Source organism: Ruegeria sp. HKCCD7296 (assembly GCF_013110775.1).
Classification (GTDB): Bacteria; Pseudomonadota; Alphaproteobacteria; order Rhodobacterales; family Rhodobacteraceae; genus Ruegeria.
This window is the reverse complement of sequence record NZ_WVRF01000028.1, coordinates 1-23,721: the sequence shown is the minus strand read 5'-3', so window position 1 is coordinate 23,721 and position 23,721 is coordinate 1. Positions and strand designations below refer to the sequence as shown.

General features: G+C 55.3%; 21 protein-coding genes and 1 tRNA gene. 13 read left to right on the top strand and 9 right to left on the bottom strand.

Annotated features, from left to right (window positions below):
• The first annotated feature begins 94 nt into the window (after positions 1–94).
• The 4 genes from GS632_RS21640 to GS632_RS21625 all read left to right on the top strand — a co-directional run bounded on the left by GS632_RS21640 (position 95) and on the right by GS632_RS21625 (position 4,012).
• On the top strand, positions 95–529 hold the full coding sequence (locus GS632_RS21640; protein WP_171722468.1) for a hypothetical protein: 435 nt from the start codon (positions 95–97) through the stop codon (positions 527–529).
• Between the two features lie 94 nt (positions 530–623).
• On the top strand, positions 624–824 hold the full coding sequence (locus tag GS632_RS21635; protein WP_171722467.1) for a hypothetical protein: 201 nt from the start codon (positions 624–626) through the stop codon (positions 822–824).
• Entirely contained in the window at positions 814–2,154 is a 1,341-nt protein-coding gene (locus GS632_RS21630; RefSeq protein WP_171722466.1) for a hypothetical protein, read from the top strand. The genes GS632_RS21635 and GS632_RS21630 overlap by 11 nt, the downstream gene beginning before the upstream one ends.
• Entirely contained in the window at positions 2,147–4,012 is a 1,866-nt protein-coding gene (locus GS632_RS21625) for a hypothetical protein (RefSeq protein WP_171722465.1), read from the top strand. The genes GS632_RS21630 and GS632_RS21625 overlap by 8 nt, the downstream gene beginning before the upstream one ends.
• Before the next feature lie 1,358 nt (positions 4,013–5,370).
• Here the strand turns inward: GS632_RS21625 and GS632_RS21620 are convergent.
• Together GS632_RS21620 and GS632_RS21615 are read right to left on the bottom strand one after the other, a co-directional pair.
• Positions 5,371–5,619, bottom strand: a complete 249-nt coding sequence (locus tag GS632_RS21620) for a hypothetical protein (protein WP_171722464.1) — start codon at positions 5,617–5,619, stop codon at positions 5,371–5,373.
• A gap of 39 nt (positions 5,620–5,658) precedes the next feature.
• Positions 5,659–7,518 carry a Na/Pi cotransporter family protein gene (locus tag GS632_RS21615; protein WP_170474665.1) on the bottom strand — a complete coding sequence of 620 codons (1,860 nt, stop codon included), beginning with the start codon at positions 7,516–7,518 and terminating at the stop codon, positions 5,659–5,661.
• Between the two features lie 261 nt (positions 7,519–7,779).
• Here GS632_RS21615 and GS632_RS21610 point away from each other — a divergent pair, with 261 nt between their 5' ends.
• Positions 7,780–9,345 carry an inorganic phosphate transporter gene (locus GS632_RS21610; protein ID WP_170474662.1) on the top strand — a complete coding sequence of 522 codons (1,566 nt, stop codon included), beginning with the start codon at positions 7,780–7,782 and terminating at the stop codon, positions 9,343–9,345.
• A gap of 253 nt (positions 9,346–9,598) precedes the next feature.
• Positions 9,599–10,672 (top strand): isocitrate/isopropylmalate dehydrogenase family protein, encoded by a 1,074-nt coding sequence (locus tag GS632_RS21605; RefSeq protein ID WP_170466879.1) that lies wholly within the window; start codon positions 9,599–9,601, stop codon positions 10,670–10,672.
• A 162-nt stretch (positions 10,673–10,834) separates the two neighbouring features.
• Here GS632_RS21605 and GS632_RS21600 read toward each other — a convergent pair whose 3' ends face one another.
• Together GS632_RS21600 and GS632_RS21595 are read right to left on the bottom strand one after the other, a co-directional pair.
• Entirely contained in the window at positions 10,835–12,649 is a 1,815-nt protein-coding gene (locus tag GS632_RS21600; protein WP_171722463.1) for an amidohydrolase, read from the bottom strand.
• A gap of 51 nt (positions 12,650–12,700) precedes the next feature.
• Positions 12,701–13,084, bottom strand: a complete 384-nt coding sequence (locus tag GS632_RS21595) for a hypothetical protein (protein WP_171722462.1) — start codon at positions 13,082–13,084, stop codon at positions 12,701–12,703.
• Between the two features lie 246 nt (positions 13,085–13,330).
• Between GS632_RS21595 and GS632_RS21590 the strand changes: the two genes are divergently transcribed.
• Positions 13,331–14,305, top strand: coding sequence for a hypothetical protein (locus GS632_RS21590; protein ID WP_171722461.1), 975 nt, complete (start codon positions 13,331–13,333; stop codon positions 14,303–14,305).
• A gap of 362 nt (positions 14,306–14,667) precedes the next feature.
• Here the strand turns inward: GS632_RS21590 and GS632_RS21585 are convergent, their stop codons facing one another.
• Positions 14,668–16,227 carry an acetolactate synthase large subunit gene (locus GS632_RS21585; protein ID WP_170485060.1) on the bottom strand — a complete coding sequence of 520 codons (1,560 nt, stop codon included), beginning with the start codon at positions 16,225–16,227 and terminating at the stop codon, positions 14,668–14,670.
• 511 nt (positions 16,228–16,738) lie between these two features.
• Here GS632_RS21585 and GS632_RS21580 point away from each other — a divergent pair.
• Both GS632_RS21580 and GS632_RS21575 read left to right on the top strand, forming a co-directional pair.
• The gene (locus tag GS632_RS21580; protein WP_170603024.1) at positions 16,739–17,134 is read left to right on the top strand and encodes a hypothetical protein; all 396 of its coding nucleotides are present in this window, start codon (positions 16,739–16,741) and stop codon (positions 17,132–17,134) included.
• Positions 17,135–17,288: 154 nt separating this feature from the next.
• On the top strand, positions 17,289–17,666 hold the full coding sequence (locus tag GS632_RS21575; protein WP_171722497.1) for a hypothetical protein: 378 nt from the start codon (positions 17,289–17,291) through the stop codon (positions 17,664–17,666).
• 112 nt (positions 17,667–17,778) lie between these two features.
• On the opposite strand, the gene GS632_RS21570 is transcribed toward GS632_RS21575, so the two are convergent.
• From GS632_RS21570 to GS632_RS21555, 4 genes are all read right to left on the bottom strand, one after another.
• Positions 17,779–17,855 (bottom strand) — tRNA-Arg (locus GS632_RS21570).
• A 64-nt stretch (positions 17,856–17,919) separates the two neighbouring features.
• Positions 17,920–19,305, bottom strand: coding sequence for an ATP-binding protein (locus tag GS632_RS21565; protein WP_171238474.1), 1,386 nt, complete (start codon positions 19,303–19,305; stop codon positions 17,920–17,922).
• Positions 19,306–19,320: 15 nt separating this feature from the next.
• Positions 19,321–20,739 (bottom strand): NAD(P)/FAD-dependent oxidoreductase, encoded by a 1,419-nt coding sequence (locus GS632_RS21560; RefSeq protein ID WP_171722498.1) that lies wholly within the window; start codon positions 20,737–20,739, stop codon positions 19,321–19,323.
• 3 nt (positions 20,740–20,742) lie between these two features.
• Positions 20,743–21,501, bottom strand: coding sequence for a TVP38/TMEM64 family protein (locus GS632_RS21555; protein WP_371809086.1), 759 nt, complete (start codon positions 21,499–21,501; stop codon positions 20,743–20,745).
• 269 nt (positions 21,502–21,770) lie between these two features.
• Here GS632_RS21555 and rpmH point away from each other — a divergent pair, with 269 nt between their 5' ends.
• The 4 genes from rpmH to ttcA are packed head-to-tail and all read left to right on the top strand — an operon-like array spanning position 21,771 to position 23,548.
• Positions 21,771–21,905 (top strand): 50S ribosomal protein L34, encoded by a 135-nt coding sequence (gene rpmH, locus GS632_RS21550; protein WP_005980833.1) that lies wholly within the window; start codon positions 21,771–21,773, stop codon positions 21,903–21,905.
• Positions 21,906–21,930: 25 nt separating this feature from the next.
• Positions 21,931–22,356 carry a ribonuclease P protein component gene (rnpA, locus tag GS632_RS21545; protein ID WP_171238453.1) on the top strand — a complete coding sequence of 142 codons (426 nt, stop codon included), beginning with the start codon at positions 21,931–21,933 and terminating at the stop codon, positions 22,354–22,356.
• Positions 22,353–22,598: a membrane protein insertion efficiency factor YidD gene (gene yidD, locus GS632_RS21540; RefSeq protein WP_171238454.1), complete on the top strand. Its 246-nt coding sequence runs from the start codon at positions 22,353–22,355 to the stop codon at positions 22,596–22,598. The genes rnpA and yidD overlap by 4 nt, the downstream gene beginning before the upstream one ends.
• Before the next feature lie 56 nt (positions 22,599–22,654).
• On the top strand, positions 22,655–23,548 hold the full coding sequence (gene ttcA, locus GS632_RS21535; RefSeq protein WP_171235903.1) for a tRNA 2-thiocytidine(32) synthetase TtcA: 894 nt from the start codon (positions 22,655–22,657) through the stop codon (positions 23,546–23,548).
• The last annotated feature ends 173 nt before the right edge of the window (positions 23,549–23,721 follow it).

Sequence of the window (23,721 nt, the reverse complement as noted above, 5' to 3'; positions counted from 1 at the left end):
GTCATAGCACGGGTGACATTACCGAAGCCTACGCGAAGGCCCTGCGCCCGCAACTGCCGGAATTTGCCGAACGTATCGAAACCGGTCTGTTGTCATGAAACCTGAAGAGCTTGTTGAGTTTGGGATAAAAGTCGGGCGCGCAGCCGAACGCTCTGAAGAGGCATTCAAGAAGAGGATGCACGGGTTGGAACGGCGCACCATTGACAGCGTCGCTGCTGAAAGCCGGTGGTACCTGATCTGCCTCGCCTGTGACCACCGATTGGAGACGCAACCGGTAAACGGGCCGAAGCGCCGCGACCTGCCCGATTTGGAAACGTTGTTCGTGGAAAATGCGGGTGTGATGGCGGACATGTGGAAGTTAGCCCCCGACGACCCACGACGCGAAACCTTCATCAAAGCGTTCCTGCGAAACGGTGTGACCAAAGATACAATCGCGGTTGCCGAACGATATATGAATGCGCGCCTCGACGGGCTTGCACCGGATGCCGCGAAGAAGGCCATTAGAGAGTGGAGCCGGTTCAGACCGTAATTTTCCAAGTGACCCACTTGGAAAGCAAGACTGTAGCCACGCGTGAAAAAATGGGAATATTGGGTAGCACCTTAAACGAATTAGTGGTGCTGAAATGTCCAGATATCCCGTGACCCCACCCGCTGATGCGGTGCTGCTGACCGAGCATCAGAAGGCGGCGGAGCTTCAACTAAGCTTGTCCTTCTTGCGCAAGGACCGGCTGAGAGAAAATCCGAAAATTCCATTCGTGAAGATTGGTGGGTCCGTTCGCTATCACCGCGAGCAGCCCATGCCGGTGACGCCCGATGGCCTATAAAAACACCTTGCGGCTTCGCTACACGCGTATCGAACTGAAAAACCCGGAGACGGGCGGCAAACACTATTACTGGGACGAGAACGACAAACTGGTCAAGGACACCGTCGGCTGGATCGTATCCGCCCGCGCATTCGTGGAAGTGGCGACCGACTTGGCGGACTTCGCCACGGTCCTGAACACGGAATTGAGCGCTGGGCGCGACGTCCTGGCCTACGGCATCCCAAAGGTCGAGGTCCCCGAGGACGGAGTACCGCTGGTCACGAAGGATAATCTGTCCGACGGAACCATCGCCCGCAGCGAGGATCATTTCACATGGCCCGAAGGCCCGGCCATTTTCGCCGCCGACTATGACCCCCGACCGGGTCACGCTGCCCTGACCCGTGACGAGTTGTGGCAGCAGGTCGTGACAGTCGTGCCGAAATACGCCGAGTATGACGTCCTGTGGGGCTGCTCGTCCTCCTCGTTCATCTATGACGAAATGACCGACGACGTGGTGGTCGGGCTTAAAGGGCAACGCCTTTACATGGGCGTCGAGGACGGGACGGACATACCTCGTGCTGCGGAGGTAATGCTCAAGCGCATGTGGCTGCACGGGTTCGGATACATCCTCATCTCGGGCAGCGGTGCGCAACTGATCCGCACCACCCTCGACCCGTGCATGTATCAGGCGTCACGGCTGGACTACGCCGCCGGGGCCGTTTGTGGCGAGGGTCTGGAGCAGCGCCGACCCGACGCCTTTCTGATCAACGAGGGGCTTGCCATTGCAGACACGCGACGCGTGTTCCCCAACCTGACCCATACCGAGGAGAGCAGGTATCAGGCGCTCATCGCAAACGCGCGTCGCCAGACACTTGAGGCGGCAGTGGCCCAGCGTGAGGTTTGGGCGGACAAGCGGCTTGAGGAGGAGGCGCGCATAGCGCTGGGCAAAAGCGCCAGCCTTTACGACATTGCGCTGCACGTCAAAGCGGCCACGCGCAATGGACGCCGCGCCCAACTCATTCGAATGTTGGACACTGATCGACCGGTCTTGCGAGTAGATCATGTGCTGCACCTGTCCGAAGGCAAACTCGTCACCGTGGGCGACGTGCTGCGAAGACCGTCCGCCTTTGAGGGCAAGACCACCTGCGACCCCTTGGAGCCTGACTATCGGGGCGGAGCCACCACCGGAAAAATCTATGCCCACAATCGCCGTCTCGTTTCGCATGCGCACGGCATTACCAGGACTTACGTCCTCGGCTCTGCCAGCGAGGCCGCAAACATCCGCGCCGAGTGCGCGGCCAACCTGAGTTCGCTGATCGCGCCAAAAGCCAAGGATAACGGCAATGAATAAACTGCTGACTGACTCTATCGAAACCGTCGCCAGCCTGATCGTGGTGGACCCAAACAAAGGGTACGAACTGCTCGACGACATGCTGGTCGTCGCCGAGCGGGAGAAATGCAAAACCGAGTACGGTAGTCGCGTCATGGATCGCGTTGCCGGTATTCACGGCGAGATTTCCGTGGAAAACGCCGAGGAACAAGGCCGCGCCATCATCTTTGTTCGAGGGCCGAACGAGAGCAACGAATTGGTGCGAGAGATCGGGGCCGAAGTCGCCCAGCGCCGCCTGGCGGTAAACTTCGGCGGCATCGTGTCCGTGGTCGAGCACGGGAAGTCCGCCACCCACAGCGTGAAACAGCGCGACGAACGCGGCGAGGTCATGCGTGACGCAGATGGCGACCCCCTGACCGAACCCGCAACCATCATGCGCGCTGTGCCCATGACGCCGCCGACGGCGCACAACAAGACACTGGATGCTTGCGCGCTGTTCGTCAAAACGCGAAACGGCCTCAAAGACACGGCCTTGCCGCCCGGTCTGGCTCCCCGCATGATAAACGGGTGGGCGAACACGCTGCCGCCACTGAAAGGGCTCGCGACATTCCCCGTCTGGCACAATGGCAAACTGCTTACAGGCACCGGCTATCACGAGGAGACGCGCCTGTGGCTCCAGACAAACGACTTTGACGCCAAGCCCTTTGGCACCCCCGAGGATGCCGTGAACTTCCTACGCGACGAGTGGCTAGTCGACTTCCCGTTCGCAGGCGACCGTGATCTGGCGGCGGCGCTCATGCTGCCGGTTTCGTTGATGATGTCGCGCACGACCCTGTCGTCGGAGGCCGGACCCCCGCTGGGACTGTTCACCGCCCCGGCGGCAGGCACCGGCAAGTCGCTGCTATGTCTGGCGCTCATCGCCGCCACCACGGGCTCAATACCCGGATCAATGGGTTACCCCGACAGCGAGGACGAACGCGAGAAACGCATCACCGCCGCAGTGATGGAAGGGAATGCCGCACTGCTGCTGGACAACCTCAAGTCAGGGTCGTTTATCGGGCGCGGCGACGTGACCCTGACGAAACTCGTCACCGACATCGAGTTCGAGGGCCGGGTGCTTGGGGCCAGCAAGACGTTCAGAGGCCCGGCAGGCATCGTCCCTGTGGCCACCGGTAATAACATCGTGGTGGACGGCGACATGGCGCGCCGGACACTGGAATGCCGCCTCGTTGCACCCGAGGACGAGAACCTCGCTCTGCGCACGTACCGCCACCCAAACCTCCTGAACTGGACAATCGATAATCGGGACCGCATTCTCGGGGCGTACCAGACGATCCTCCAAGCCGAGGTCAAAGCCGAGAACCCCATCGGCGGCTTTCCGGCTTGGTCGTGCAAAGTCGCGCATCCAATCCTCGCGGCGCTAAACATGCCAATCAAAGAGTTCTTCCAGCCGTGGATCGATGCCGCCGAGGAGGACGCGAAAGGCGTCCAAATGCGGGGCGTGTATGAACTGGCCATCGCCATTGCCGCGCTGCGCACCAACGATCGGGTGCAGCCGATCGAGGGCTCATGGTTCACCGCTGCCGAAATCGTTACCGGCATCACGGAAGGCGGCGCGTCACACGTGCTGCTACCGGGTGGCTATGAGACGGCGCTGGACGCACGAAACCTCGCGTTCCTCCTCAAGCGAAACGCGGACTGCACCTATGACGGCGAGAAGGGCACGTTCCGCATCCAGACCACCCGAATGAACCTCGGCAAGCGGACAAACCGGCAAGAGAAGCCCGTGTTCCGCGTAAAGCGTGAGCGGGGAGATGCGCCGTCGATGCCAATGGACCGTCATGCGGAGCTCCACAAATTGGTACGGGGAGAGGACTAATGCACCCAAATCCGCCCGTTTATGCGGGTCTCGAACCTCAGGACGTCTAAAAAGCGCACCAAACGCCCCAAATGCATCGACATAACAGTCTATGGAAAATCTCAGGAAAACCGTCTTACAGTTTTTCTGGATAATTCTAGTGGGTGGTGGCGCGGTGCGTTTGGGGCGTTCGGTGCGCCTCCGAATAGATTGACGGACGGTGGCAAGAACCGCCATGAATGCAAGCAAACCACATCCAAGGCTCGCATGGACGGCGTCACGACGGTCGCGAGGCAGGCGACTGGGCTGGGTTTTGTCATGCCAGGCATAATCCCGAAAATACCCCCCCACCCCGACAAAAACACGGGGCCAGTGGAGCTGGACACCCCCACAGCCCGTCACCCCTTCCGAAAAGTTTTTTCGATTTTTTTTTCGAATAAACAACCTCAGACAGCGGCAGGCTGATCGCTCTCGCGTCTCCAAGAGCTGCCATTCATCTGAAGTTCAGTAGATTGACGTGTCGGCAAAGAAGCCACATCCGCACAATAATCCAAAATGAGGCCCAACTGATGCCAAATCTCTGTGGTGACTTCACGATGCAGAGGTCAACTCTGCAACCTCCCTGTTGGACTGGCCGGCGCGTTTGCGCCGGTCTTTTTCTTCTCAGTCACGTGCCCTCAAAGTCGACGTATTTCTTAAGGCCACTTTGGGCTCAGAGCGGTCGTTTGCTGCGTTCCGTCGCAATAACCGCTCTGCGGACGGAGCAGACATTCAAAGCAAGGCCGATGCCTCCGACGGCTCATCGGTTTTGAAGAGCTTGCAAGGCGCAACAGCAGCGATGCACAATGGACGCATGTCAACCTTGCAACGGATCATTCTAACTGCAACCACTCTGACGCTTGTTAGTACGGCGGCAGTGTCTTTGGAGATGTCCTGCACTCACCCTGACAGCCCAAATCACACTTACAGCATTACCGGTGATCAGGGTATATTTACCTGGGATGACCACGACATCAAGCGCACATGGTTGCTCAAGTGCAATGACCAACGAAACGGTTTGTCTGCGTGCCACAGGTCAGAGAGCTTCGGCGAGCGCGGCGCTAGCGTGATAACTTTCGTGATGCTTCCAAACGGAATCTTAGTCGAAAGCGGTTATTGGGCTCTGCTTGATACTAGCCGCGTCAGCGTAACAGCAGACTTCGTTTGTGAGACAGAAGGCGAGTGACCGCTTTGCGGACAAACCCACCGTTCGGTGCTCAAACAGAATTGACGGCTAAGAATGCTTAAACTAGGCGCTCAAGGGTGTTGGCATCAGGCTCAAAATGGCTACGAAGGCCCTCCTCACGACTCCGCCAATTTTCAAAGACAGGAGCAGAGTTCTAGTCAATCTCGCTCAATAGCCACTCCGCCCGTTTTATACTTTCGTGCGCTGTTCCGAGTTTTCGAACTAGTCTGGCTTTTCTGTCAGGATTTTTCTCCAAATGAATTTCGGCTTCAAGATCAGTTGCTTTCTTGCGAAGCTTCTTTAGTACCTTTTGAACATGGCTGGATTTAATTTTCTCCGCTTTGCCTGCCTCAAGGCGCGAGTTGTACTCAGCCATTTTTTCGGCAAGTTTTTTCAGTGCCATCTGAATGCCCCCCGCAGACCGTTGCACAATCTCAGCATACTATTTGCTTTCTACGACTTGACTGTGACGTTTTTCGGATTCGTCTTCCTTAGACAGCGCGTCGTTCTCAGTCCCATACTCACCGAGTTCTTCTTCTTCCAAAGCCAACAAACGTTCAACTTCGGCCATAGCGTTGTCTCGTTCGATATAAAAGGTTCTCGCTGCTTCGATCAGCTTACGCATCGCGCTATAGGCGTAGTCCGAATCGTTGAGAAATGAAGTTGCAGCATCGGGAGTGAGTTGGTTTTTTCGAATGAGCTGTTCTACACGGCGCGCAGCGGTCTGTGCGTCTTCTTCTACTTGTGCACGTTCCTGATCAAGCCAGAGTGCACTACGCTCCTCCGGTTCTGCGTCTTCAAGCTTTTGAATCTCGACGAGTATTCTGGCAATTTCAGTACGGAGGTCATCATAAAGTTCGGTTGCACTCCCGGAAAACCGTACAGTGTGGCGCAAGATGTTCTTGCGCAGGTGTTTAACTGACTTAACCGCTTGAACGATGTCGCCTGCCACATCTCTCAGTGCGTAAACTCGTTCTGCCACGTCTGGTTCGACACGTTTTTCCCCAACGCGCGTCGAGAATTCGACAATGGCGGAATAGAGCGTCTTGATCTTGCGTCGGTAACTTTCCTCGATATCCATGTCGGAAGGTGTTCGACTGTTTCGAACAACCTCTGCAACGCTGTTCGCGCCAAAAACATCCTTCCGATGCAGGTTCAAGCCATGCAAGATCAACGTCATCGCGTTTTCGTAGAGATGCATAACTTCCTTTCGAAGTGCGATCTCAAGAGTTTGTGGGAAATCATCGGCCGCATCGTTCAGGTAACGCGGTTGACTGAAATCCGGGGTTGGTTCGACGATACTGCGTTCAAGAAAGGAGATCAGCTCTCGCATCAATGGTAACATGAGCAAGACGCCGAGCACGTTAAAGATGGTATGGAACACCGCCAACTTCAGAGCATAATCTTCCGCGCCGATGCCCACGGCACCACTGATCAGGTCAACCATCTCACGCAGTGGGACTATGAAAACCAAAGCTACCGCCGCAGTGATTGTATTGAAGATCAGGTGCGCCAATGCCAATCGCTTGCCCTGAAAATTGGCGCTGATCGAGCCAATAATCGCCGTAATCGTGGTTCCAATATTAGCCCCGATCGCCAGAGCCAGTGCGTTTTCATAGCTAATTTGTGAAGCAGCAAGCGCGGTGAGAGTAAGCACCATCGTCGCGTGGCTCGACTGCATAATCAAGGTCGCGGCAGTCCCCAATAAACAATAGACCACCAGTCCCCAAAATCCCGGCAGTGCGAATCGCATTAGGTCGACCTGGTCCTTGAACGCGTCGAAACCCTCTTTCATGTAATGAATGCCCAAGAACAGAAATCCCAGTCCACCAAGGGCGTAACCAATGCCACGGAGCACCTTCGGCTTCTGAAATACAAGGATTATGCTAAGGCCGATAATTGGCATGGCGTAAGTTGCGATATTTACCTTCAATCCTAGCCCGGCGACCAACCACGCACCCGTCGTCGTTCCGATATTGGCACCAAAGATTATCCCCACACCACCTATCAGAGAAATAAGGTCAGCACTCAAAAATGAGATCGTGATAACCGAAACCAGTGAGCTGGACTGCAACAACGCAGTAGAGACAAAACCGAATAAGAGCGATCGCGAAACGGACTGTGTCGCTCGCTGAAGCATTCGTTCTAATGTACCGCCTCCAAGTAGCTTGAAGCCGTCTTCAAGCATCAGCATGCCAAACAAAAAAATAGCGATACCAGCTGCAACAATCTGCGCGTCAGGACTTACCCAGAAGGCAATTAGTAGCGCGCCAATTGCGACCGGTAGGTAGTACTTGATCATTCAATCAGTCCAAATTCTGGATCACAAAAACACCGAATGGTGCGGTTATCGACCTGCAGGAAGACCGCACACTAACCTCGACCAATATTCGTATAGCGCCACGGTTCTTAGCCGATATTACATCCCAAACCCGGGCGCTTTCTGACCTCGGTGTTATTATTACCGCAACGTACATATCTCATTGATTCAAATCATGGCGTAGAAATTCTACTTGCCCAAATTGTTTGAACTGTATTGCTACTTGAGACCGTTGGACCGTGCATGCTGAGAACTGAACGCGTAGAAAAAGCAGTTCGCCTAAACCGCGAAGAACTGTTCCGGTTTGGTACGGCTCTGCTCTTCATCGTCGGCATCATGCTGGTAGCAATGGCCAGATCGGAAGGCGGAACAGACGGAGTGCTCTTGATCGTCGCCGCAATGATCGGTGGGTACATGGCGATGAACATTGGCGCGAACGACGTGGCGAACAATGTTGGCCCCGCCGTCGGGTCCCAAGCAATTACTTTGACCGGCGCTATCCTGATTGCGGCTTTCTTTGAAGCAGGCGGCGCCATGATTGCGGGGGGCGATGTTGTCGGCACAATAAAAAAAGGCATTATCGACCCGGACTTGGTGGCGGACCGAGACACTTTCATCTGGCTGATGACGGCAGCTCTACTCGCGGCAGCGGTGTGGCTGAACTTCGCCACAGCCGTCGGTGCCCCGGTTTCCACAACGCATTCAATCGTCGGTGGCGTACTTGGGGCTGGAATAGCTGCGGCCGGTTGGAGCATAGCGGACTGGTACCAGGTTGGGATGATCGCGGCGAGCTGGATTATTTCTCCCGTACTTGGAGGAGTTATTGCGGCAACTTTCCTTTACATCATCAAACGCACGATCACCTATAAATCGGACGTATTGACTGCGGCCAACCAAATGGTGCCATTACTTGTCGCTGTAATGGCATGGGCCTTTGGCACGTACCTGATGCTCAAAGGTGTAAAGAAGTTGGTGAAGGTCGACTTCCCTACAGCGCTGGTGATTGGCCTGTTGCTTGCAATCGTCGTTTATTTTCTCATTCGTCCGTATGTCGCAAACACGACAAAGCGTCTGGAAAATAAAAAATCAAGCGTGAACGATCTCTTCACCGTTCCGCTTATCTTTGCAGCAGCGCTCCTGAGTTTTGCTCATGGTGCCAATGACGTCGCTAATGCAGTGGGCCCACTGGCGGGTATCAACGAAGCGATCGCCGCCGGTGCCGTGGCCACGAAAGCCTCTATTCCGATATGGGTAATGGCGGTTGGAGCCATAGGCATTTCTCTCGGTCTCGCGCTTTATGGACCCAAATTGATCCGAACCGTAGGAAGCGAGATCACCGAACTTGATAAAATGCGCGCATATTGCATCGCGATGGCGGCGGCGATTACGGTTATTGTCGCCTCACAGCTAGGCTTGCCAGTCAGTTCCACCCATATCGCCGTGGGGGGTGTATTCGGCGTCGGATTCCTTCGCGAATACATCAAGTCCAGCTACGCCCGCATGTTGGACGAAATTAGAGAGCACCACGCCGACCATGACCCAGAAGCGGTTGAAGCATTCCTCGAGAGATTTGAAGCTGCTGACGTTACGACTAAGGGCGAGATATTACGCGATATGAAGGCACAGGCTTCCTCCGACCGTGTCTTGGCTAAGAAAGAACGGAAAGCTCTCGGCAGGGTGCATCGGATCGAATTGGTCAAGCGCACCTTATTGCTCCGAATTGCAGCGGCTTGGGTTATCACGGTCCCTTTAGCAGCTACTCTTGCATCCATGTTCTTTTTTATGATCCGCGGAATGTTGTTGCCCTAGCTATTCCGCAACTGACCCAAAAAGACTACGGCTTCTCGTTTGATAGGCTTCAATCGCCTCGGGCTTTGGTTCTAACTCACAAAAATTTCGACCGTCTGCTTTGGGCTCGGTGCGGTCTTTCGCTGCAACTTGCGTGAACGTCTACTTTGCGGACTAACCGGTCCTTGCTCAATGAGATACCAATTGCCATCTTGGATCGCATCAACTGAGCCAACCTAACGAAGAGCCAACAACCTCCGTGGGAGCAATCCTCATGACTGAACCGAGCACAGTATCTCCGCTTCAACTCCTTTTTCTCGCCGGGGATGGGATTGGCCCTGAAATATCGTCGGCCACGCAACGTGTTCTTGCCGCCGTGACGCCCATCTGCAACCGGCCGATAATTGTGACTGAGGCTGACATCGGTTTCGCTGCGCTTGAGGCGACCGGAAGCACAATCCCGGAACCGGTCCGCACCGCTGCCAAGGAGGCTGACGGCGTAGTCCTCGGCCCCGTGTCCCACAACGCTTATCCTCCGGCTGCAGAGGGAGGTCTTAATCCCTCCGGCACCTTGCGCAAGGATCTCGAACTCTACGCCAATGTTCGCCCAGCACGGACATGGGAAGGCGTTCCCAGGGCAGCCTCTAAACCGTTTCACCTGACCGTCATGCGCGAAAACCTCGAAGGCTTTTACGCCGACCGCAACATGCATCAGGGACCGGGAGAGTTTATGCCTGACCCCGACACCGCACTCGCGTTCCGAAAGATCACCCGACATGCTTCCATGCGCATTGCAGAAGCCGCATTTCGCCATGCCAAACAGGACGGCTTTTCCCGGGTAACAGCCGTGCACAAAGCAAATGTGATGCGTGTCTCGGACGGACTGTTTCTTGAATGCTGCCGCGCCGTGGCTGCCGAGCATCCCAATATCGACTATGACGAGTTGCTCGTTGACGCTGCGGCCGCGCATTTGGTCCGCGATCCGGCGGCATTTGGTGTGATCGTAACAACAAATATGTTTGGCGATATCCTTTCAGACCTTGCATCAGAGCTGTCCGGTGGCCTCGGCGTCGCGGGATCTCTGAACCTTGGCCCTCGCTTCGCCATAGCGCAGGCTCAGCACGGCTCCGCACCCGACATCGCGGATAAGGGAATAGCTAATCCGACGTCATTGATATTGTCGCTGACCATGCTGCTACGTCACCTCGATGAGCTACGCGCGGCTGAGGCAATTGAAACTGCGGTAGCGCAAACCCTTCAACGCAAGCCAACGTACGACCTTGGCGGAACCGCAACGACTGAGGAGTTTACGTCGGCACTGATCCAGGCGATCGAGGCGGGGCCGTGAGAGAAATTTCAATGTCGGTTCATGCTGTTCAAGTAGGCGCAAACATCCGTAGAAGCGTTTATTGATAGGCAGCTTTGGGCTCGAGGCAGACGTTCGCTCACCTACGCTCAATGACTGCATTGCGGACTAAGCCGACCTCGGACTTTCCTCCGACAGTACAGTCTAGTCGTGATTGTGTCCAAGGAAGTGAGACATTGGTTCTCGTCCGTGGTCGACGTCCTCGTTCCCGTGGATTGCCCGAGCATAAACAATCTCGCCACCTAGAACCGTGTGCGTCACCAGCGTGTCACCAACGTCCGTTACTGGAATTTCAAAGAGGTTTTGATCAAGCACGATCATATCAGCAAACTTTCCCGGTTCTATACTACCGATCTTGTCATCCGCGCCAAGAATTTTGGCGCCATTGATCGTTGTTACCGCAATCGCCTGTTCAAGGGTGATCGCTTCGTCAGGGTTAAGCGCCCCCATCTCGGGCATGTCAGGGTTGATCCGAGTGACAAACCCTTCGATGGCGGGAAACGGGTTGGGTGTAGGTTGAGCAGTCAACCAGTCCGAACCGTGACCAACAACTATACCTGCATCAATGGCTGAGCGGACTTTGAACATGCTGTTGTAACGGTCGTCGCCAATCTGTTGCGGGTAAGAACCTTCGACTCCAGGATGGGGATAGGGAATGTGCGGCGAGAAATCCATTTCCACGTTCTGTAGTGCCGCAAGGCGGGTGATGTCGTCCTTTGTTATCATCCAGTTATGCGCGACCTTATGTTTGGTTCCGGTTTCGCCATTGGCTTCCTTCATCGCTTCCAACGCGTCGATGACACGCCGGATTGAACCTTCACCAATGGAATGGATATGCAGGCCGACACCCATCTTGTCGAACTTGATGAAATCATCCCGATACTGCTCGTAGCTCAAAAGCGTGTCGCCAAGAAAACCCGAACCGTCCTCGTAAGGTTCAATCAGTAGCGAGGTGCGCGCGCCGGGGCTGCCATCGGAAAAGATTTTGACATAGTCGGGATAAACCAGTTCGGTTTGGTAGTTCGCTCGGTTCTGTATCTGGCTTTCGATGTCTTCCAGAGTATATGCAAGATTCAGAGTGGTGCGCCAATCCCAGCTAACAAAGACACGCTGGTGCAGATAGCCTTCTCGTTCAAGCAACTTTAATGCCTCAAGTGGAGCGCGGTGTCCTTCTGCGGTTTGCTGTGAAGTGATGCCGTAAGACAAGAACATGTCGAATATGTCGTAGATCGGTTCAGCATATTCTTCGGCGCTCGCTTGTGGAATCACCAGCTCGATCAGTTGCATCCCCAACTCGCGCAAAGTGCCGGTGGGTTCCCCAGAATCGGGGTCTTTGACTATGACCACAGCACTGTCTGACGGAGTGTCCTTGTCGATGCCCGCCAACTCCAAGGCCTTTGAGTTAACCCAGAATGTGTGCCCAGTCTGATCCAAAAGTGCAACCGGACGATCCGGGATGATTTCATCAAGGAGTTCTTTGCGGGGTGCGTCATTCTCGAAAAGCCCCAAATGCCATTGTCCTGCCAATATCCACTCCTTGTCGGGATTTGCGTCGGCATAGGCTTTTACTTCGGCAAGGATTGCGACGACATTGTCGGGCTGGGACAGTGACAAATTCATGTCGCCATACCAAGGCGTGATAAATGGATGCGAGTGCAGATCAACGGTTCCGGGCATAACGAAGGCTCCGTCCAGATCGATAACCTTGACGCTTTCACCTGCGACGGCCATTGCATCATCGTTAGAACCGACGACAACAAACTTGTCACCGGAAATCGCAACCGCTTCAGCCCAAGGCTGAGAGGCGTTCACAGTATATATTTTGCCGTTGGTGAAAACGGTGTCGGCTGATTGAGCCGAAGTTGGACTGGCCTCGGGCGCCGCATGTGAGGTTTGGTCGGCTGCCATAATCGCCAGTGCGGCAAAGGTGGCCAGGATGGATTTACAAAGCCGGATCATCTGTTTTCCTCCCCGGTGATTGCCGTATTTCTTTGGGCAGGCTGCGTCGTGTTAGAATGGTAGGTTCGTGCAATCCTTGGAAATCATCGTGGTTTCTAGCGCAGCCATCGTCCCCTTGAGTTCTGCGTATTCCTGAGTCATCGGACCATCGCCGTATTTGAATCCGCCCAATTGAACCCCGGTAACAGCCCAAATATTGGTGAGCGCTTCATCCTGATCGGCGCGCCGCTTGAGTTCGGTTTCCATTTGCTGTGCAATGCTCTGCGCTCTGCGGTATTCAGCGCTGAGCTGATTGCAGGAGTATGGAGCATATCGTTGAGCCGAAACGTCGGCTGCCTGGACCGCCACCGGCTGGGTAGCATTACATCCGGCCAGCAGAGTAGCTGAAAGGCCGAGACCCACAAGGACTTTGAAATTACGTGTTCGTGTGGTCATGAAACGGAGCTTCTTGTTGATTAGCTGTGGATTTTACAAAGGTTGCCTTTTCACTCATGGTTTGGCTAGGTGTGACTAACACCCTTTTTTCGCGTTTTGGGGCATGGAATGAGTAGGAACAGAACTGCTGATCCATACAATGGCATTAGGCCAGGCAGGAGGGAGGTCCTGATACAGCTGGACGCTGTGTGCCGCTCTCAGCACTTCCGGGATTCGCCACAACTTGTAAGAGTTCTGAGATTCCTCGTGGATACTGAACTTGGTGGCCAAGACATGACCCCGTCATCCAAAGACATTGCATTGAACGTGTTCGGCAAAGGGAGCGAGTTTAGAAGTAAGAGTGATTCAAGTGTCCGCGTTGCTTGCAAAAGGCTGAGAAACACTCTCTCTCTCTACAATGCCCAGGTCAAACCAAAGATACTCATTTTGCTGAGTCCCGGCAGTAATCGCCCAGAGTTTCGGTTCAACCAACTGAGTTTTTGTAGCACGAAAGAGGCACTTTTCCTTGCAGATTGGTATCAGGGGGTCGCGAGCAAATCTGCCTATCGCTTTGCGATGTCGAAAATTAGTTTGGCTCTGGAACATGACCCCGAAAACGCAGAGTTGTTGGCGGCTTCGGCGGATTTGACTCTTGACGGCTACAAGCATGGTTACCAGCGTGGGGCCGATCAACTGGAAGAGGCAGTTCGTCGTGCTGATTTGGCTTATGCCATCGATAAGACCTGTGCCAAAGTGCTCCTTTCGAGAGCCATGATCTCCCTTGAACTTGGACAGTTGGAGGAAGTTCGCAAATGTGGCCAGTCCATGCTCGCGCTGGACGATGATAAGTCAATGCATTTCGGAATGTGGATGTGTGACGTCGTTTCGGAAACCCCGGGAGAACTTTACGAAGAACGCTCTGCGGTGTGCGGAACCAACGTGCCAGGCTGGTTGCACCACACTAAGTTTCTTTCGGCCTATAGCGCCGAGGATTACGAATCCGCACTGGCAGAAGCTATCGCGTTCGGAATGAATGAGTTCTTTTGGGGTGCGGTTGAGCGCGCTGCTGCCCTCGGGCAGTTGGGTTTACTGTCTGCTGCTGCATCCGAATTGGAGCGCGCATTAGAACTGAATCCTGACCTATCTGGAAACCTAGACCGCTATCTGAGAAGCTACGTGCCACACCAAGATGTTCGAATGCACATTCTGGAGGGCATCGAAAGAGTTTCACTAAGGGTATAATAGTGCAGTAGGTCTGGTCATCACCATTAACGACAGAGCACAACCGCAATGGCGCCCGCTCTTCTGCCATTCAAACGCAGAAATACAAAAGTCCGCTTTTGCTGAACCAGATGACGTGCCAGAAGGCGGCTATTGGCTGCCAACTGCCGATTGCGCACGTAGCATTCAGGCATCTTGGCAAAGCCCGCTTAGGGCTCGTTCCAGTCGTTCGCTGTGCGGTGTGTGAATGGCTGCTTTGTGTACAAAGCGGTAATTTGGCCGCCGTTTGGTCCATCGCAAAGTCATTTCACATTATCAAATAAAATTGATCCTCAATTTGCACCCCTAGTCTCATCTGCTTTTCAGGTTCCGTGTCAGAATACTCATGCGGGCGGTGGGCACACAACTTCAATCAGCGATGGCCCTTCGCTGGAGAGACCGGCGGAAAGCGCCTTTGCGAAGCTGTCCATGTCATCTGCGCGTGTCCCCGGAACACCATGGCCTTTCGCCAGCGAAACCCAGTCCAACGTCGGGTTCACCACGTCAAACATAGCCTGAGCATTCTGACCATAGCTCGCCACGCCGACGTTTGTGAGTTCATCGCGCAGGATTTGATAACCGCGGTTCGCAAACACAACGATTGTCACGTCCAGATTTTCGCGGGCCATGGTCCACAATGATTGAAGAGTATACATGGCGGACCCGTCGCCGGTTAGGGCGATGACTTTTCGGTCGGGGCAGGCGATAGCCGCACCCGTCGCACAAGGCAAACACAACCCAATCGCGCCGCCGGTGCCTGCGAGTAGGTCATGCGGGTGGGCGGTAGCTGTCGGTGGTATGACATGAAACCCGGACGTCACGGATTCATTGCAGATGATCGCGTTTTCCGGGATCAGCGCGGCCAACGCCAAACCAACTTTTTCGAGGGTCAACTGTCCGATGGGAATGTCTGGCAGGTCGAGCGGATGGGTTTCTGTCGCCGTTTTGCTTGTGACCCCGACCGCGTCGGCGAGCGCTTGCAGCGACCACTCGATATCATCTGTGGGCTTGCACAAGTCCGTAATGGGGCAATGCGGAGGTTCGGGCACGCTCGGTTTCCCGGGATAGGCAAAAAAGGCGACTGGCCTATCTGTGCCAAGCAGAGTGATCGAAGAGGTTGCTTCAAGCTGAGCGATCTTGGGCGATATCGGATAGACCAGTTGGTCTAGCCTTGCTGTTCCTGCGCCTTTGGAAATGCGCGGTATCAGAGTATCAGCCAACAAACGGCACCCCGTCGCGGCAGCGATCTTGCCAGCCAGTTCACGCTGGGGTCCAAACAGAGCTGATCCGCCAATCATCAGCGCGGCGTTCGGCGTTACAAGCCGGGCCGCCGCGGCCTCTATATCGGTTGTTGACGGTCGATGGAGGCTTTCTCGGTTGTCCAATCGGTTTGCCGCTGCGTTGGCTTCGTTCCAAGCTGTGTCGGCAGGCAGGACCAGCGTTGCAATCTGACCGTTGCGCGCGCGGGCCGCCTGAACCGCAGCCGCTCCGTCCGTGGCTACGTCAGTGGCATTGGACGACACACGCGTCCAATGACTGACCGCCTGGCTGATACCTAGGATGTCTCCCTTCAAAGGACTTTCATAATGCAGGTGATGCGTTGCGTGATCGCCCACAACATTCACGATCCCGGACCCCGCTTTTCGGGCATTGTGCAGATTGGCAAAGGCGTTGCCAAAGCCTGGTGCAAGGTGCAGGAGCGTGCCCGCAACGTTTCGCTTCATGCGAAAATACCCGTCTGCAGCACCCGTCGTGCCGCCTTCAAACAGGCAAAGAATGCAATTCATCTCCGAGTGTTCATCCAAGGCAGCGACAAAGTGCATTTCCGAGGTGCCGGGATTTGCAAAGACCGTATTCACACCATTGTTCAAAAGGGTTTTTACGAGTGATTGAGCGCCGTTCATTTTAATCCTAGCCTGATTTCAAGCGATCATTTGATGACAATGCTCGCACGAAAAGGCCTTCTTTCTAAACATATTTTCCTCTCGACACGACACTTTACGACGCATGGCACCGCAACCGCTCGCGACGTGGAGCAGTCACCGGACTTAAGACCGTACCTTTTGGCGGGGCCAGAACTTAGAGCGAAAGCATTCATACACTTGGTGAGATAGACACAGTGCGAGCACGCCCGTTTTGGGCTCGAGGCAGTCATCCGACCGTTTTTGTCGGATGACGGCTAAGCGCCGCGAAGCGGTCTTTCGGCAGCAGACAGTCGAACTTTTTGCATTTAATGATCGCTCGGCACGATAGCAGACGCTGACCAAAATTCCGCTGTGACAGTAGTTCGGACATGACTATCGCCCAGCACCGCAGCAAAATGCACAAGTATTCGCAACTCAAACCGAATTATAGTATATAAAATAGATAGTTATTGCTTGGTTCATTCGCTTTCTGAGAACAGAGGAGTTCACTGTGCCAACACCACTCTTCAAGCCCGGCCATTCTGGCAATCCCGGCGGGCGACCCAAGCTGGACCCCGAGACAAGAAAGTTGATCCAGTCGAACGGCGAGATCGCTGTGAAACGCATGAACGATCTGTTGTCGATGGACGAACTCTTCAATCGCCGAGATGAGAATGGTGAATTTGTATCAGGAAAACTTTCGGGCAAAGAACAAATTGCCTTGCTGGCCCTAGCTCAGGACCGAGCATTCGGACGCGCTGATGGCGTTAGCATCACGCACACCCACAGCGGAACTGTAGGCATGAGCGTCAATCCAACACAGCGGCTCAAAGACATCAGCGACCGCCTTCCAGAGAGATTGGCTCAACAGAAGGTGATTGAGGCAAAACTGGATGACGACGAATAGTCTCCAACCATCACGTAGCTACTGGCAGGTGTAGAGGTTTGGGTTTGTGCCTACAGGCTATGCGCCCGCGCACGTAAGCCCCCTCGAGTTGACGACCCCTTATTGTATTTGATAAAGAATGTGCCCTTTTCCAAAAAATTAGGAGGACCTGCATATGTGGGTAGCATTCTCGACGCCCGAGGGTTCGGGCTTTTTCTCTGCCGTCGCCAAGGATGAGCGCGGCAACATCAGCGGACCGCACAAGGGGTCTCGCGTCTGTCTGCGGTTCCGCCGCGCTCAGGACGCCGAACTTCTGCGCAATTACGGTATGGACGGCGAGGTGATCGAAACACCGGGCGGCGACTATCGCTACCGAGCGTTCATTCCACGCAACCACCTGATGACGGTGCTGATGAACTTGGGCGACCGAATGGAATACCCTAATTTCAAGGACAGCATTCCCGAAGATGACATAGCACTCGCAAACGCATGCCACGAGGCATGGGCAGTATTCGGCGATTTACAGGAGGGTGGACCGTATGGATTGGGGTGAAAACATCCTTTTTTACCCAGAACGGTTGCCTCAAAGTTGCCTTGAGTAAAAAGCCCGCGAAATCATCAAGTGGGCCACACCATCTAAGTCTTTATTTTCAAGTGTAAACCAGTGGCGGACCGAGGAGGATTCGAACCCCCGACCCCTTGATTCGTAGTCAAGTACTCTATCCAGCTGAGCTATCGGTCCGCGTTGGTGAGGCGGTGTTTAGACCTGCCGCCCAGGACGTGCAAGTCGATTCTTCAAAAATATTTCAAAAAGTCATGTCGCCGCGCGGAAGGCTTATTTCGAACACGGTTCCTTCGGGTCCAGTCTGTTTCAAACTCAGGTCTCCACCATGTCCGCGCACAAGTTCCTGCGAAATCGCCAGCCCCAAACCCGAACCGCCCTTTCGAACTCCGCCCTGGAATGGTGTAAACAGGTTTTCGCGCGCTTTTGGTGGAAGACCCGGGCCTGTATCGCTGATTTCAATGCACCAGGTGTCTCCATATTCGCAGCCGGCAATTGTAACGCGCCCAGGCTTGCCCGCCGCAACCAGGGCCTGACGCGCGTTGCGCACGAGGTTCATGATAACCCGAAAAAGCTGCTCGGGGTCTGCGCGGACAATCAGATCTTCGGGAACTTCATTCACAATTTCGACGCAGGCATCGGCGACGGCAAGTTGTTCACTGGCTGCCACATCCGCGGCCAGCGACCGCACTGGAACCATCGTCAGCGTCGGGGCCGGTTCTTCCGCGCGCCCAAAGGCCAGCGTGCTTTCACACAAAGATACGGCACGGGTGATGGAATTCACCAATTTAGGGGCCATCCGACGAACCAGTGGATCATCGCTGGATTCGATCCTGTCCGTGAACAGCTGTGCCGATGTCAAAATATTGCGCAAATCGTGACTTACTTTGGCGACGGCACCACCCAGCTGCGCCAACCTCTCGCGCTGTCGCAGCGCCTGTGTGAGGTCAGTCTGCAGCATTTGCAGCGCCTCTTCAGCTTCGCGCAGCTCTGTCACTTTCGAATTCGGCGAGATGATCCCCCGCGCGTCTTCGGGCGCGCTGGCATAGCGCTGCATATACCCCACTACGCTTTTGATTGGCCGTACAAGCACAACCCGTACAGCTAGGAAAAGCAGCGAAGCGGTGATAATCGAAATGACAAAAGACAAGCCAAGAATACGCAGGCCGTAGTCCACCATCGCCATTCGCAATGGCGCGCTGTCTGTGGTGACTTCAATCAGCAAGCCCGCACCTTTGACCGGCTCGCCAATAACTCGAATGATTTCATTTTCGGGCGTGACAATCCGGCTCATGGCGTCCCGGATCAGAACCCAGGGCCCCGCATCGCGCAGATCGTATGTCTTGGCAATTGAATCCGGAATCGGTGAAGACAACATAAGCTGCCGAACTTCGTCCCGACGCAAAACCACGTTATAAACACCCGCATTCGCCAACAGTTCGGCCTCGAGGTCATCAGCCAGCATATCGTCTGCCAGCAACGCCAGCGAAGCAATCTGGGCGCGCTCCAGACGGTTCAGCAGGAAATCCTCACGGAACCGAGCGATAGACGGGACAAAAATCAGGATTTCGGCCAACATAACGAAGACCGTCGTCAGGATCAGAAATCGGCCCGACAGCGAGTTCAAAATGCGCCCCTCCTCAGGTCAGGGAATCCAACGCTGGACGAACCTGACCACACGTTTAACTGTCTGATTCTCAAACAGCCTTGGCGTGAAATAAGCACCCGCCACGCGTTTGTTAAGCTCTCCGATCGTCGGATAGGGCGAAACCATTGCAGCAATCTGCCCCATCTTCAGGTTATTGGCCAATGCAAGCGACCACAAGTTGATCAACTCGCCTGCCTGATGACCCACGATTGTGGCCCCAACAGGACGGCCTTTGACAACCATGACCTTGATGAAGCCGTTTGTCCTACGCTCGGAAATGGCCCGGTCGTTGTGATGATAGTCAAAGCGGGCAATTTCGAGCCTGTCGCCATGCTGGTCGTGCGCTTGAGCTTCGGTCAGACCAACTTGCGCCAGTTCAGGATCTGTGTAGGTCGCCCAGGGGATATGCGCGGTCTTGGCTTTGGACGGCAGACCAAACAACGCCGAGCGAATTATGATACCCGCATGGTAGCCCGCCACATGAGTGAACTGCATCCCACCTGCAACATCACCAATGGCATAGATCCGGCGATTTGTCGTCCTGAGGGCTTCATCTGTCTTAATGCCGGTCCGGGTGCGGTCAATACCCGCCGCTTGCAGATTCAACCGGTCAATGTTTGCCTTGCGCCCGGCCGCGATCAAAAGATGAGATCCCGTGAGAATCTCACCGTTTTCGGTCACCACTTCTACCGCGCCTTCGCTGCCTCGGATCTGTGCCACCATGGCGCTTTCGCGGACATCGATACCTTCGCTACGTAGCGCTTCCAGCACCACCGCCGCGGCTTCGGGGTCGTCTTTGCCCAGCGCCCTTTGACCCTCTATGACCGTGACCTTACTGCCGAGGCGTCGATGGGCCTGCGCCATTTCCATACCGATCGGGCCACCGCCAATGATAAGCAAATGATCCGGCCGCTCGCGCAGGTCGAAAATAGTTTCATTCGTAAAGTAAGGAACCGCATCCAGCCCGGGAATCGGCGGCACCAGGGGCGATGACCCTGTTGCAATCACGATCCGGCGCGCAGTGATGAAGTGATCTCCTGCCTGCACTTGGTTGGAAGAGATAAAGGCACCGTATTCTCGGATCACCTTGACGCCAAGTCCTTCAAAGCGCTCTTGGCTGTCCATCGGTTCGATCTGGGCGATGACGTTATTCACATGGTCCTTGGCCGCCCCATAGTCGATCTGAGGAGTCACATCCGCTACCCCAAACGCCGCGGAATGCGCCTGACCATAAGCGGCCTTCCCGCTTGCGATCAGCGCCTTGGACGGGACGCAGCCGAAATTCAGGCAATCGCCGCCCATCTTGTGGCCTTCCAGCAAAACGACATCTGCACCCATCTGGCTGGCCCCAGCTGCAACTGACAGGCCGCCGGACCCGGCCCCAATGACCAGGAGGTCTGTTTTCAGTTCGGTCATGGCTCAGCTGTCCTTATTTGCGCGCAAGGCTTTGATGACGATGGGCAAAGCGGCCAGAACGCACAAGCCGATAATCGGTCCGATCACGAACGGCTCCCACAACAGAGACACATCCGGTGTTCCGCCGCGATCGAATACACCACCAAGCCCGACACCAATCCACGTGTAGACAATCCCCCCGGGAATAATGCCCAGGGCAGTGGTGATCAGGAAGTTGCGAAACTTCACGCCGACCAGAGCAGGCACCAGATTTGCAACAAAGAACGGAACAACCGGGACCAGCCGCAACAGGAACAGGACCGAAATCTCATTCTCGCGCAGACCATCCTTCAGCTTCTTGACCGTCCCTTCCGACGATTCCAAACGGGCGGTCAGCGACTCACCCAATCCCCAGCGTGCCGCCAGGAAAATAGCCGAAGCTCCGATGGTTGCAGCCACAACATTGAGAACCGTGCCCGCAAACAATCCAAACAAGAACCCGCCTGTCATCGACGCGACCGCCGCCCCCGGCAGCGAGAACGCTACAATGACGATATAAATGGCCACAAACGCTGCGGCCATGACCCAATAATGACCATCCCGCCAAGCCAAAAGCGCCTCGCGGTTGTCCCGCAAGGTTTCAAAGCTCAGGTAATCCCCCAGCGTGAAAAAGCCCGCAACGGCAACACCAAGGATCACCAGCAACGGAATATGGCGCGCAAACCCGCTGCGCGGTGCCTGGCTTGTTTCAGACATCAGGTTTTCCGGTTCTTTCTGTTTCATTCTGTGCCCAAGATGCGCTTCCAATCTGTCAAGCAACAGAGGGATCACGGGGCCTTGATCTTTGTGGCGCTGAATGTGAGAGATTTCATCGATAATTGGGTGTTTTGAAACCTTTTCAGCTCTGCGGGTACAGAATTGTTGCAAAAGGCGTGAAAACCCCACTGTTGGGGTTTGACTTACCCCCCGCTTAGCAGTAGAGGACGGGCTTCGAACACTAGGGCCAGGCGAATCCGCGCCGCACCCCACCGCTATAGATTGGAGACGGAGCGATGAAACGCACCTATCAGCCTTCGAACCTGGTTCGCAAACGCCGCCACGGTTTCCGCGCGCGCATGGCCACCAAGGCCGGCCGCAAGATCCTGAACGCACGCCGCGCACGCGGCCGCAAGTCGCTGAGCGCGTAAACCGCTCACCGATCAGGTTATGAACATGACGCCGCCGGAGGCCCCTGAGGATGGTATGCACCAGCCCGGGAATACGCCCCCGGCGGCGTCCGTTTGTGCACCTGAACCTCTTGTCGTTCTTAAAAAACGGTCCGACTTTCTGAAAGCCGCACGCTCGCGCAGGCAAGGAACGTCGTCGATGATGGTCCAGGCGCGCAGACGCACTCCAGAAGAGGCATCCGGGATTCGCGTAGGTTTTACCTGCTCGAAGAAGGTCGGCAACGCCGTGGCCCGCAACCGCGCCAAACGTCGCTTACGCGAAGCCGCGCGGGCCATACTGCCCGAATCTGGTCGCGATGGGTGGGATTACGTTCTGATCGGCCGGGCCGAAGTCACGGCCAACCGCTCCTACGACGCACTGTTGAGTGACTTACGCTATGCGCTGCGCAAGGTTCACGCACAGGGCAAATGACATTTCTGGCCCATATCCTCGCCCTGCCCGTTCGGGCCTATCGGTTGATTTTCAGCCCGTGGGTTGGCTTTAACTGTCGATATCAGCCAACGTGTTCAGCTTATGCGCTGGAGGCATTGGAAAAGCACGGTGCGATAAAGGGCGCATGGTTGGCCGCGCGTCGGATCGGGCGCTGTCATCCGTGGGGTGGCGACGGCTACGATCCGGTCCCTGACTCCGATACCTCGACCGATAAGGGCTAGACCCGGCATCCTGTCACCATCTTGCCCGGTTGGGCCAACTGCTGTAGGGGCAGCGCATGTTTGATGATGCAGACGATATCCACCCGCTGTTTGCTGGCGCGCCCTCGACCACCGAGTTCAAGAAGCTGCGCAAGCGTATCGTACGGCAAACCCGCGAAGCGATCGAGCAATACGGGATGGTAGACCCGTCTGCCCACGACAAGGACGGCAAACCGCCACGCTGGCTGGTCTGTCTGTCAGGCGGCAAGGACAGTTATACGCTGCTGGCCGTTCTCTACGAATTGAAATGGCGTGGCCTGCTGCCTGTGGATCTGCTGGCCTGCAATCTGGATCAAGGTCAGCCCGGATTTCCCGCGACAGTCCTGCCCGAATTTCTCGAACGCATGGATGTACCGCACCGGATCGAGTACCAGGACACCTATTCCGTTGTGATGGACAAGGTTCCGCAGGGCCGAACCTACTGCGCCCTGTGTTCACGCCTGCGCCGTGGCAACCTGTATCGCATCGCGCGTGAAGAGGGGTGCTCGGCGGTTGTTCTGGGCCATCACCGCGACGACATTCTTGAGACATTTTTCATGAATCTCTTCCACGGCGGTCGTCTGGCCACCATGCCGCCGAAGCTGGTGAATGAAGAGGGCGATCTTTTTGTCTTCCGACCGCTGGCCCATGTTGCCGAAGCCGATTGCGAGAAATTTGCCAATGCAATGCAATACCCGATCATACCCTGCGATCTTTGCGGCAGTCAGGACGGGTTGCAACGCCAGCAGGTGAAACAGATTCTCGATCAATGGGAAAAGAACAGCCCGGGTCGGCGTCAAGTTATGTTCCGCGCCTTAACAAATGCACGCCCTTCGCATCTGCTGGACGCGAAACTGTTTGATTTCCTTAACCTTTCAATAAATTCTGACAAAAAAACCGAAAACTTGGACGGAATTCCGCAGCTGCGTTAACGACTGACTCAGACTGGTTTCCTAGGCTCAACGGCGTGTCATTCATGCCCAAGGCCAAAAGCACGATGCGGAACCATTCTTCTATCGACCGTTTTATACGTTCTTTGAACTCCGTTTTGGCACATTCTAAACTCGGTTGCGACAAATCCCCTATCTTGCTGAAAAGCAAGGAG